Annotated in this window: 7 protein-coding genes; all 7 read left to right on the top strand. The window is 72.0% G+C overall.

From position 1 onward, the window contains the following. Nucleotides 1-307: 307 nt before the first annotated feature. The 7 genes from AB0B40_RS11850 to AB0B40_RS11820 all read left to right on the top strand — a co-directional run bounded on the left by AB0B40_RS11850 (nucleotide 308) and on the right by AB0B40_RS11820 (nucleotide 11805). On the top strand, nucleotides 308-994 hold the full coding sequence (locus tag AB0B40_RS11850; RefSeq protein WP_345048054.1) for a GAF and ANTAR domain-containing protein: 687 nt from the start codon (nucleotides 308-310) through the stop codon (nucleotides 992-994). Nucleotides 995-1476: 482 nt separating this feature from the next. Continuing rightward, nucleotides 1477-3477, top strand: a complete 2001-nt coding sequence (locus tag AB0B40_RS11845) for an AMP-binding protein (RefSeq protein ID WP_362263809.1) — start codon at nucleotides 1477-1479, stop codon at nucleotides 3475-3477. A gap of 71 nt (nucleotides 3478-3548) precedes the next feature. Next, complete coding sequence (locus AB0B40_RS11840; protein ID WP_362263808.1) at nucleotides 3549-4430, top strand: diiron oxygenase; 882 nt, start codon at nucleotides 3549-3551, stop codon at nucleotides 4428-4430. Further along, entirely contained in the window at nucleotides 4430-4696 is a 267-nt protein-coding gene (locus tag AB0B40_RS11835) for an acyl carrier protein (protein ID WP_362263807.1), read from the top strand. Before AB0B40_RS11840 ends, AB0B40_RS11835 begins: the two co-directional genes overlap by 1 nt. Next, nucleotides 4689-5537, top strand: a complete 849-nt coding sequence (locus tag AB0B40_RS11830; protein WP_345048048.1) for an aminoacyl--tRNA ligase-related protein — start codon at nucleotides 4689-4691, stop codon at nucleotides 5535-5537. The genes AB0B40_RS11835 and AB0B40_RS11830 overlap by 8 nt, the downstream gene beginning before the upstream one ends. Further along, a complete protein-coding gene (locus AB0B40_RS11825; RefSeq protein ID WP_362263806.1) occupies nucleotides 5534-10888 on the top strand; it encodes an amino acid adenylation domain-containing protein in 5355 nt (1784 codons plus the stop codon). Before AB0B40_RS11830 ends, AB0B40_RS11825 begins: the two co-directional genes overlap by 4 nt. Further along, nucleotides 10885-11805, top strand: a complete 921-nt coding sequence (locus AB0B40_RS11820) for a DMT family transporter (protein ID WP_345048045.1) — start codon at nucleotides 10885-10887, stop codon at nucleotides 11803-11805. Before AB0B40_RS11825 ends, AB0B40_RS11820 begins: the two co-directional genes overlap by 4 nt. The last annotated feature ends 1 nt before the right edge of the window (nucleotide 11806 follow it).

Here is an 11806-nt window from a genome sequence, read left to right as displayed (position 1 = left end):
GTCCGCTTCCCCTCCGTTGTCGGAGGCTAGGCAGGCGGCGATGACGCAAGACACCCCTACGGCCCCCAGGGGACCCCTGCGGCCGGGTAAGGGGTCCCGGGCGACGATCTCCTCGCGGCGGCTGCCGCGGCGGTCGTACTCCGGGGTCAGCGCAGCGCGACGAGCGCGATGGCGGCGCCCGCGCAGACCGGTCCGGCCGTCTGCCCGCCCGCTCGGCACCGCTGGGCGGTCGTGGCGCCGGGCGTGGTGTGCACGGTGCGTGAGAGTGTGGCCGGAGGCAGGCGCGGCGGGCGAGACGGAGCACCTCATGGACTGGTGTGGGTTCGCGCAGCAGATGGCTTCCATGGCGCGGTCGCTGCTGGCACAGAAGTCGATCGCGGATACGCTGCGGAGCATCACGTCGTCGGCGACCGAGCTGGTGGAGGGGTGCGACGCGGCCGGCATCCTGGTCCTGCGCGGGCTGGAGGTGGAGACGCTGGCCCCGACCGACCAGGTGGTCGTCGACAGTGACCGGCTGCAGGAGCGCCTGCGCGAGGGCCCCTGCTTCGACGCCGCTCGCGGCCGGGCGGGCGAGCACGTCTTCCGCATCGCCGACTTCACGGCCGAACAGCCCCGCTGGGCCGCCTTCTCCGCCCAGGCCCGGGCTCTCGGGCTGGGCAGCATGATGGGGTTTCTGCTCTACACCGAGGACGAGGACCTCGGCGCGCTGAACTGCTACTCACGCAGAGCCGGTGCGTTCACCGACGTCAGTGAGACGGCCGGCTGGCTGCTGGCCTCCCATGCCGCGGTCGCGTTCTCCAGCGCGCGCACCCATGCCCAGATGCAGCAGGCCGTCGCCACCCGCCACACGATCGGCGAGGCCATGGGCATCCTCATGGGCGGCCACCACCTCAGCGAGGACCAGGCGTTCGACGTGCTGCGCCGCTACTCGCAGGAGCGGAACATCAAACTGCGGGAGGTCGCCCGCCGGGTGTGCGAGCGGGGTGGCTTGTAGACGGCGCCCCGGCGTCCGCCGGCCTGAAGACACCGGCGCGTCCCGGGACTCGTGAGCCACGGGCACACCTCGCCCCCTCGGGTCTCCTGTCATGTTTCAGACATGCCCCTGACCCGGGTGGGACGTGCGGAACGGGCCGTATACGGGCCCGTCGGGAGCGTGCGGAGCGGCGAGGAGACAGGTCCGGTGCCCGCACCGTTGGCCAAGGCTGTCGGCCCTGCCTGCGGGAACGGCACTTCGCACCCCCGTGCCCACCAGTCCCTCCGCAATGCGGTACGGGTGCCCGCGGCGGGCCGCGAAACATTCGGGCAACGTTCAAGCAAGATCTATTCGCCGACTCGGGTGGCAGAATTTCGGCGACCGCTCCGCACGGCCTCGGCCACCGGATTGACGCGGCCTGAACCGGGTTTTAGTGTGACCCCTCGTGCGGCCAGCAGGTAACTGAACGAAACGGTCTTATCACGTCCGGAGGGGCGGTCAGTATGCCCGCAATCCCGTCGCCGACGCCTCCTACTCTTGTTCATATACTCCGGGACAGAGCAGTAGGGAATCCTCACGGCACCGCATACGTTTTCCTCGCCGACGGCGAGGACGACGTACGCGAGATCAGCTATCGGCACCTGTACACCGCCGCCGCGGAGGTGGCGGGCACGCTGCGCACGGCGCACGAGCCGGGCGAGCGGGCGCTGCTCCTCTTCCCTCCGGGCCTCGACTACATCACCGCGTTCTTCGGATGTCTGCTCGCGGGCGTCGTGGCCGTACCGGCCTACCCGCCCCAGGACGCGCGCGGCCTCGGCCGGCTGAACGCCATCGTCGCCGACGCCGGGGCGAGCATCGCCCTGACCACGAAGGATCTGCTGCCGCTCACCCGGTCCGCGCTGGACGCCCCACTGGAGTGGATCGCGACCGACGCGACGGGGACCGGGGTTCCGCGGGCGGGTGCGCCGAGCGCGTCCGGCGCCGGCTCCGACCCCGTCACCGCGAGGCCGGGCGATCTGGCCTTCCTCCAGTACACCTCCGGCTCGACCCGCCTTCCGCGCGGCGTCATGCTGACGCACGCGAACCTCGTCCACAATCTGCGGGCCATCTACCGGTCGTTTGCCGGGACCGCTCACGACGTCATGGTCAGCTGGCTTCCCCCGTATCACGACATGGGCCTTATCGGCGCCATATTGGAGCCTCTTTACGGCGGCTTTCCCGGCGTTCTCATGTCTCCGCTGCATTTCCTTCAGAAGCCGTACCGCTGGCTGAAAGCAATCTCCGTGCACCGGGGCACGATCAGCCCGTCTCCGAATTTCGGATACGAACTGTGTCTGCGAAAGATCGACGACCGGCAGCGGGCGTCACTCGATTTGTCGTCCTGGTGTGCGGCGGTGAACGGTGCGGAACCGGTCCGCGTGGAGACGGTCGAGCGGTTCACCGAGCGGTTCACCCCTGTCGGCTTCGATCCCGCTGCCTTCCGCCCCAGTTACGGCCTGGCGGAGGCGACCCTGCTGGTGACCGCCGACCCGCTCGGTGAGGGGGTGCGCCGCTTCCCGGTCGAGGGCGTGTCCAGGATCGCCTGCGGCACGGCTCGCGGCGACCAGTCCGTCGTCGTGGTGGACACCGCCACCCTCGCGCCGGCCGCGGCCGGGCAGGTCGGAGAGGTCTGGGTGTCGGGGCCCAGCGTCTCCCAGGGCTACTGGGGCCGCCCCGCCGAGAGCACGGCGCTGTTCGGCGCCACCCTGCCGGACGGGCGCGGGCCGTATCTGCGCACCGGCGACCTGGGCGCGCTGGACGAGAAGGGCGCGCTCGCGGTCACGGGCCGGCTGAAGGACCTGCTCATCCTGCGTGGCCGCAATGTGTATCCGCACGACGTGGAGGGCGCCGCCGAGCGGAGTCACCCCGCCCTGCGGCCCGGATGCGGGGCGGCCTTCACCGTTCCCGTGGACGGTGAGGAGCGGCTGGTCCTGGTGTTCGAGGCCGCGGACGGCGCGGACACCGAGGCCGTCGCCCTCGCCACCCGCCAGGCGGTGCGCGAGGACTGCGATGCCGACCTCCACGAACTCGTGCTCATACCGCCCCGCAGTATCCCCAAGACCTCCAGCGGCAAGATCCAGCGGCGCGCCACACGGGAGGCGTACCTGTCCGGAACCCTGTCGCGGACCGGCGGCTGGCGGCCCGGCGGCGCGACGGCACCCGGCGCGCAGGCCGCCGTTCCTCCGCGCACACCCCTGGAGTCGCTGATCGCCCGTATCTGGGCCGAGTTGCTCGGCCAGGCCGAGGTCGGGATCCACGACGACTTCTTCGCCTCGGGCGCGCAGTCCCTCCTCCTGTCCCAGCTCGCCGTACGCATCGAGGCGGAGCTGCCGGTACGTGTCACGGCCGGCGACCTCTTCCAGGCGTCGACGGTCGCGAAGCTGGCCGAGCTGCTGGAGAGCAGACCGCTGACCGTGGACGACGAACAGGTCACCGGCCTGATCGCGCGCAGTGACAACGGCTGAACAGCGCACGCACACGCCTTCGACCGAGGGCTCACCGTTCCCGACGCACGTCGATCCCGGCAGGGGAGCACATGGATACCACGGACGTGGTGGAAACGCTGGACAAACTGGTCGCCGACTCAACCGACCACCACTACAGCCCCTATACGCGCTTCGACTGGGTCGACGAACTCGCCGAGGAGCAGTGGTGGATGACGCCCGACCTGCTCACCGTGGCGGGAACACGGCACGCCCGGGAACTGGACGACAAAGTGCTCATGAGGCTGAGCAAGTGGGAGAGCGTCAACTTCTTCAGCCTCAACATCCACGGCATACGTGAGCTGCTCATCGAGGTCACCCGGCGTATCCACACCCGGGGCTTCGAGCTGCCCTCCGAGTTCTTCCACCGCTTCCTGGGCGAGGAGAACGGACACATGTGGTTCTTCGCGCAGTTCTGTCTGCGCTACGGCGGCAAGATCTACCCGGACAAGTCGCTGCCGGTCGCCACGGCCGAGGAGGACGCCGCTGTGGCCAACTTCCTCGTCTTCGCCCGCATCCTCATCTTCGAGGAGCTGGTCGACCACTTCAACATCAGGATGGGGCGCGACACGCTGCTGCACCCCCTGATCCGGGAGGTCAACCAGGTTCACCACGACGACGAGTGGCGGCACATCATCATGGGACGCAAGCTCGTCGGGCTCCTGTACGAGCCCCTGCGGGCGCGCGGCGACCAGGAGCTGCGGACGCGTCTCGACCTGTACCTCCGGCGCTACATCACCGCGAGCGCGCAGTCGCTCTACAACCCGACGGTGTACCGGGACGCCGGAATCCCCGAGGCTTTCGCCTTCCGTGAGGAGTTGCTGCGGGACCCGGCGCGTGTCGCCCACCACGAGACGTTCTTCAAGCGCGTCACCCGGTTCCTGGTGAGCCAGGAGATCATCACCGGGTCTCCGTTCCAGGGGGCGGTGGCCTGATGGGTTCCGACGTGATCGAGCAGGTGCGGTCCTGGCTGCTGGCGCGCAATCCGGAGGTCACCGCGATCGGCTGGGACGAGGACCTCATCGACAGCCGTCTCATCGACTCCCTCGACTTCCCCCAGCTGCTGCTGCTGTTGGAGGAGCTGGCCGGCCACGAGCTGGAACTGACCGCGGAGAACGTCGTCGCGTTCCGGACCCTGAGCGGCATCCGCGACAGGGTCCTGGCGGACTCCCCCGGCGCGGACACGGTGAGCCATGAGTGACCTCTACACGGCGCGGGGCGGTCTCGTCACGCTCGGCCCGGAACTCGTCCGACTCATGGACCTGCTGGACGAACGGTTCCAGGACTGGGCCCGCGAGTGCGGCGCCGTCCCGATGCTGTTCCCCGCGGTCATCGGCACCGCGGACCTGGCCGCCATCGACTACTTCGACAACTTCCCGCACCTCGCGCTGATGACCGCTCCGTTGCAACTCCCGGCGGAGAAGGGGCCCAAGGCCCCAGAGGCGGAAATGGCCGGGGACGGCGGGGCGCTGCCCGCCGGCCGCCTGGGCGAGAGCCGGTACGGGCTGGTCTCCGCGGCCTGCTACAACGTCTACCTGCACCACCGCTCCGCCACCCTCACCGGCCCCCGCCATGTCACCACCGTCGCCAAGTGCTTCCGCAACGAGGACCACTACGACGGGCTGCGCCGGCTGCACGGCTTCACCATGCGGGAGATCGTGTGTCTGGGGCCCCGGGAGGCCGTCTCGGACCATCTGGCCGCGTTCCGGCCGAAGGTGGTGGAGTTCGCCGCCCGGCTGGGGCTGGACCTGGCGGTCCAGCCGGCGTCGGACCCCTTCTTCGAGAAGGGCGGCGGGCGCGCCCTGCTCGCGCAGCTCTTCCCGGTCAAGGAGGAGTTCGTGCACGCGGGCGAGCTGGCCATCGGGTCTCTGAACTTCCACCGCAACTTCTTCGGTGAGCGCTGCGGCATCTCGCTGGCCGACGGCGCGGCGGCCTACACCGGGTGTGTCGCCTTCGGTCTGGAGCGGTGGATCGCGGCACTGCTGGAGACGCACGGGAACATCGACGACATCATGGAGCGGGTGGCGGGGGCGGCTTCGTGAGCGATCTGCTGGGACGCCTGGCGGAGCTGTCCGGACCGGAGCGCGCGCACGTCATGGCCCGGCTGCGGCAGCGCTCGGCCGCGCCCGCCGACCGGCCCGCCGATCCCACCGCCGTCTCCGACGCACAGCAGCGGCTGTGGCTGCTCCAGCGCCTCGCCCCCGGCAGCCCGGCCCACCATCTCTCCGCCGCCCTGCACCTGGAGGGGCCGCTCGACATCGAGGCCCTGCGCACCGCCCTGACCGAGATCACCGCCCGGCACGAGTCGCTGCGCAGCACCTTCCGCGAACAGGACGGCCGCCCCGTACGGCACGTCGTCGCGCCCCAGCCGGCCGAACTTCCCCTGGTGGACCTCGGCGAGCTGCCACCGACGCAGCGGGAGCGCCGGGCGCGCGCCCTGCACGCGGAGGACGGCAGGCGCCCGTTCGCACTGGACCTGGCCCCGCCGGTGCGCTTCACGCTCTACCGGCTGACGGCCGAGCGGCACGTCCTGACGGTCGTCGCGCACCATCTGGTCTGCGACGGCTGGTCGATGGGCGTCTTCACCTCGGAAGTCACCGCGCTCTACGGGGCCCTCTCGCAGGGGAAGCCGTCCCCCCTGCCGCCCCCGCCCGCGCCGCCGGCCGGCCGGCGCCGCCCGGGTGAGGAGGAGCGTGACCGGTCGGTCGCGTACTGGCGTGGCGAGCTGTCCGGCCCCCTTCCGGTCCTCGAACTCCCCACCGACCGCCCGCGGCCCGTGCAGGAGGCGTTCGGGGGTGCCCGCCACGGCTTCCGGATTCCCGCCGGCCTGCACCAGGAGCTGCGCGCGGCGGCCGGCCGTGACCGGGCCACCGTGTACGGCCTCCTGCTCGCCGCGTACGCCGTCACCCTGCACAGGATCACCGGCGGGCTGGACTTCGTCGTCGGTGCCCCAGTGGACGAGCGCCGGGGCTCCGGCGAGGAGGGGCTGATCGGTCTCTTCGTGAACACCCTGCCGCTGCGGTTGCGGCTGCGGCCCGGCGGGACGTTCGCGCGGACGACGCGGCACACCGGTGAGGCGCTCAGCGGTGCGCTGGCCCACGACATGCCGTTCGGGGACATCGTGCGGGAGACGAACCCGCCCCGGCTGCCGGGTCGTACGGTGCTGCGCCAGACCGCCTTCTCGCTCCAGCCCGCCGTCATCGCAGGCCGGAGGGCGGGGGGCGTGTCCGTCACCCCGGCCGCTCCGGACGACTTCGACCTCGGTGTGTCGCCCCTCGAACTCAGCCTGCACATGCGCGAGCAGGACGGTGAGTTGCTCGGCTGCTTCGAGTACCGCACCGACCTGTTCGACGCCGGCACCGTCTCCCGGTGGGCCGAGGAGTTCCAGGAGGCGGTCCGCCAGGCCGTCCGCTCACCGGACGCGGTCGCCGTCACCGGCGGCCCGGCCCCCGAGACCAACCTGACCGGCAGTCAGCTCGCCCTCTGGTTCGGGAAGAAGACGGCCGGGGACGTCCGGCTGTACTACGAGAACGTCACCGCCCTCTACACCATCACGGCCCCGCTGGAACACGACCGCTTCCAGCGTGCCTTCCAGCGCCTGGTGGACCACAGCGACGCTCTGCGCAGCACCTTCCACGAGGTGGACGGGGTCCCGCTGCGGCGGGTGGCCGACGCGGCAGCGGCGCCGGTACCCCTGGTGGACCTGACCGGCGACCCGGACCCCCGCGAGGCCGCCCTGCGCTGGGCACGACGGCGCAGCGCCTCAGGACTCGACCCGGAACGCTCCGTGTTCGACTCCGCGCTGCTCAGACTGAGCGGCTCCGTGTACGCCTGGTACCTCAATGTGGACCACCTGGTGTGCGACGCCTGGTCGATGTCCCTGTTCCTGCGCACCCTGTCCGAGTACTACGACCTCGACCGGCTGGGAGACCTCGACGCCGCCGCGCCGCTGCCGCCGTTCCAGGCGTACGTCGACCACGAGCGGTCGCCGGGCGGCTCCGACCGCCGCGGCAGGGCAGAACGCCACTGGCGCAGGACGCTGGCCGAACCGGTGGAACGGCTCGCGTTCTACGGCAGGGAGGAGGACGTGGCCGGCACGACCCGCACCGCCCGGCTCACCCTCGACCTCGGTGCCGAACGCAGCGGCCGTATCGCCGAGTTCGCCCGCGCGGAGGGCCACGCCTCGGCCGCCGTCGCGTTCGCCACCGCCCTGTTCGCCTACCTCCATCGCATCGGCGGCGGCGAACTCCTGCGGGTGGGGACCCCGTTCGCCAACCGGCCGGCCGAGTTCCGGAGCACGGCCGGTCTGTTCATGAACGTGCTGCCGCTGCAGTTGCGGGTCACCGGCGACACCCCGCTGCGGCTGCTGGCCCGGGAGACGCAGCGGGCCTTCCTGGAAGCGGCCCGCCACCAGGACCACGTACCCCGGCACCGCGGCGGCGCCCGCCTCTACGACGTCTACCTCAACTACCAGAACGCGGTCTTCGAAGGCTTCGGGGGCACCGTCGACTTCGACCTCATCGACACCGGGCACTCCCCCGACCGGCTCACCCTGCAGGTCCGTGAGCTGCACCGGGGACCCACCGCCCCGCCCCGCTTCGTGCTCGACTTCGACTTCAACACCGCCTGCTTCGACGAGACCCGGCGCGAACGCACCACAGGCCACTACCTCGCGCTGCTCGACGCCCTGCTGACCCGCCCCGATTCGGCGGTCTGCGCTGCGCGGATGCTGTCGGACGAGGAACTGAAGCAGCTCGACTCCTGGAACGACACCGCCCGGCCGTACGACCTCGGCACACCGCTGCACACGCACATCGAGCGGCAGGCACGCCGTACCCCCGACGCGACCGCCCTCGTCTTCGAGGACCGCGCGCTCACGTACGCGGAGCTGGACTCGGCGGCCGGCCGGCTGGCCCGGCGGATCCGCCGGGCCCTCGGGGACGGCCGCCGCACGGTCGGTGCGACGGTGGCCGTGCACATGGAACGCTCCCTGGAACTGGTCGTCAGCCTCCTCGCGGTCCTCAAGGCGGGCGGCGCCTATCTGCCGCTCGATCCGGCCACCCCCGCCGAGCGCACGGCGTTCATGCTCTCCGACGCGGGCGCCCGGCTGGTGCTCACCACCGGGTCACCGGACGACATACCCGGCGACGTCCCGGCCTTACGGGTGGACGCCGCCGAGGAGGCGGAGCCGGAACCGGAGGACGGGGAGCCGGAGGCCGTGGTCGAGCCCGGCCAACTGGCCTACCTGATCTACACGTCGGGGTCCACGGGCACTCCCAAGTGCGTCATGCTGACCCACCGGGGCATCTGCAACCGCCTGCTGTGGATGCAGGAGACGTACGGGCTCACCGCGGCCGACACCGTCCTGCAGAAGACGCCGTTCACCTTCGACGTGTCCGTGTGGGAGTTCTTCTGGCCGCTCATGACCGGTGCGCGCCTCGTCGTGGCACGTCCCGGCGGCCACCGGGACCCGGGCTACCTGGCCGAGGTGATCCGCCGCGAGACGGTGACGACCGTGCACTTCGTCCCGTCCATGCTGCGGATCTTCCTCTCCGACCCAGCGGCCTCCCGCTGCGGCTCCCTCCGCCGGGTGATCGCCAGCGGCGAGGCGCTGCCGCCCGACCTCGTCCAGCGGTTCTTCGAGGTCTTCCCGCCGCCCGCCGTGGAGTTGCACAACCTGTACGGCCCCACCGAGGCCTCCGTCGACGTGTCTGCGTGGCAGTGCCGGCCCGAGGACGCCACGGGCTCCGTGCCCATCGGCCGCCCGGTCGCCAACACCACGCTGGACGTACTCGACGACCGGCTGGCCCCGCTGCCCGCCGGCATCGCGGGTGAGCTGCACATCGGCGGGGTGCAGCTCGCGGCCGGCTACCGGGGCCGCGACGAACTGACCGCGCGGCGGTTCGTGACCGACCCGCGCCGGCCCGGCGGCCGGCTGTACCGGACCGGTGACCTGGTACGCCAACGCACCGACGGCGCCCTTGAGTTCATCGGCCGCGCCGACGGCCAGGTCAAGCTGCGCGGCTACCGCGTCGAACTCGGCGAGATCGAGACACGGCTGGCCGCCCACCCGTCCGTGCGGGCCGCCGCGGTGCGCCTGGCCGAGGACCGCCTGGTGGCGTACGTCGTACCGGTGGCCGGCGGCGAGCCGCCCGAACCGCGGGAGCTGCGCGCCTTCCTGGGACGCTCCCTGCCGGACTACATGGTGCCCTCCGCCTTCGTGCCCCTGGCCGCCCTGCCCATGACCGCCAACGGCAAGCTCGACCGCGCGGCGCTGCCGGCGTCCGCCCCGGCATCCGCCGCGGGTGCCCCGGGCCGCACGGCACGGACCGCTCTCCAGCGCACCGTGGCCGGGCTGTGGGCCGAACTCCTCGGGCGCGAGCCGGACACCATCGGGCTAGACGACGACTTCTTCGAACTCGGTGGCCACTCACTGCTCGCGGCGCGCCTCATGGCGGCGGTGGCCCGCCGTTTCGGCGTACGGCTGCCCCTCACCGCGCTGTTCGAGGCGCCCACGGTGGCCCGGTTCGCCGAACTGGTCTCGGCGGGCTCCGAGCACTCGCTGGTCCTGTCGCTGCGGGCGCCGGTCACACCCGCGCCGCTCTTCCTGCTGCACCCCGCGGGCGGGGACGTGATGGCGTACCGGCAGCTGGTCGCGCTGCTGCCCGGCGGCCGGGAGGTGCTGGGCATCCGGTCGCGTGCGCTGTCGGGAGAGGCCGAGGCCGACAGCCTCGCTGCGATGGCGGCCCAGTACGTGGACGTCATCCGGGAGCGCCGGCCGGGCGGCCCCTACCACCTCGCGGGCTGGTCCATGGGCGGAGCGCTGGCGGTCGAGGTGGCGGCCGGGCTGGAGGCCGCGGGCGAACAGGTCGGGCTGGTCGCGCTGCTCGACTCCGCCGTCCCCGGGCACGGCGAGCCCGACCCGCTGCTCGCGCCGGCCGTCGCCCTGGCGGACCTGCTGGCCGGACTCGACGTCACCGCCGAGGACACCTCGGCCCTCCGCGACCGGCTGCGCGGCCTGCCGCTGGCGGAGCGGCTGAAGCTGCTGGCCGGCTGGGCGGAGGAGCGCGGCTCGCGGGCGCTTCCCGCCGAGGCCCTGCTACGGCAGGCGGAACTGGCCGAACGGCACGAGCGCCTGGTGCTCGCCCATCGGCCGTCGGTCGTCGACGCCCCCCTCACGCTCTGGTGGGCCCGCGACCGGCTGCGCGCACACCGCGCGTCCTGGGCACGGCAGACCCGGGGCGGTGTCCGTGAGGAGACGACGCTCCCCGGCAACCACTTCACCCTGCTGCGCCCGCCCCACGTCGCCCAGGTCGCCGAGCGGCTGGCGGCGGCCCTGGACACATCCGAGCGAACCGTCCCCTTAGACCGACAAGGAAGTGAACATCCGTGACCTCTGCGCAAGCCAATCAGGGGACCGCTTCACCGGAGACTCCCACCCCGTCCTCGGGCACGCCACCCCTCGCGGTCGCCGCCGGGCTGCTCACCGTCTTCCTGTGGGCTTCCGCGTTCATCGGCATCCGCGCGGCCGGCAAGGACCTCGACCCCGGCGCGCTGACGTTGGCGCGGCTGTTCATCGGGGCGGTGCTGCTGGGCACCGTCGTGCTGGTCCGCAAGGTCCCGCTGCCGCCCCGCGCGGACCTGCCGCGGCTCTTCCTGTGCGGTCTGCTGTGGTTCGGCATCTACAACGTCGCGCTCAACGCCGCCGAGCAGCGCATCGACGCGGGCACCACGTCCATGATCATCAGTCTGGGGCCGGTGCTGATCGCCGTACTGGCCGGCTTCCTGCTCCGGGAGGGCTTCCCGCGCCCGCTGGTCGTCGGCGGGATCGTCGCCCTGGCCGGTGTGGTGCTGATCGGCTTCGCGACCTCCAGCAAGGGTCTGGAGGCCGGCGCGGGCAGCGCGCTGGCCCTGCTGGCCGCCGCCGCCTACGCGGGTGGCGTGGTCACCGAGAAGCCGCTGCTGGCCAACAGCTCGGCGCTGGTGATCACTTGGCTGGCCTGCGTCGTCGGCGCCGTGCTCTGCCTGCCGTTCCTGCCCCAGCTGATCGACAACCTCTCTCACGCGAGCGGCAAGGCGATCGGCTGGACGCTGTACCTCGGGGTCTTCCCCACCTCGGTCGCCTTCACCACCTGGGGGTACGCGCTGGCCCGCTCCACCGCGGGGAAGATGGGCGCGCTCACCTACCTCTCCCCGCCGATCGCGGTGACCCTGGCCTGGCTGATCCTCGACGAGACGCCGCCGTGGCTGGCGGTCGCCGGCGGCGCGCTGTCGCTCGCCGGTGTCGTCTACAGCCAGCGCAAGAAGTGAG

This window comes from Streptomyces sp. NPDC042638, assembly GCF_040647235.1.
GTDB classification, from domain to species: Bacteria; Actinomycetota; Actinomycetes; order Streptomycetales; family Streptomycetaceae; genus Streptomyces; species Streptomyces rameus.
Note: the sequence above shows the minus strand (reverse complement) of the source record. Positions and strands in the feature narration are given on the sequence as shown.

Coding starts and splice junctions, on each gene's coding strand:
- AB0B40_RS11850 (WP_345048054.1), top strand. CDS start 308: ATGGACTGGTGTGGGTTCGCGCAGCAGATGGCTTCCATGGCGCGGTCG.
- AB0B40_RS11845 (WP_362263809.1), top strand. CDS start 1,477: ATGCCCGCAATCCCGTCGCCGACGCCTCCTACTCTTGTTCATATACTC.
- AB0B40_RS11840 (WP_362263808.1), top strand. CDS start 3,549: ATGGATACCACGGACGTGGTGGAAACGCTGGACAAACTGGTCGCCGAC.
- AB0B40_RS11835 (WP_362263807.1), top strand. CDS start 4,430: ATGGGTTCCGACGTGATCGAGCAGGTGCGGTCCTGGCTGCTGGCGCGC.
- AB0B40_RS11830 (WP_345048048.1), top strand. CDS start 4,689: ATGAGTGACCTCTACACGGCGCGGGGCGGTCTCGTCACGCTCGGCCCG.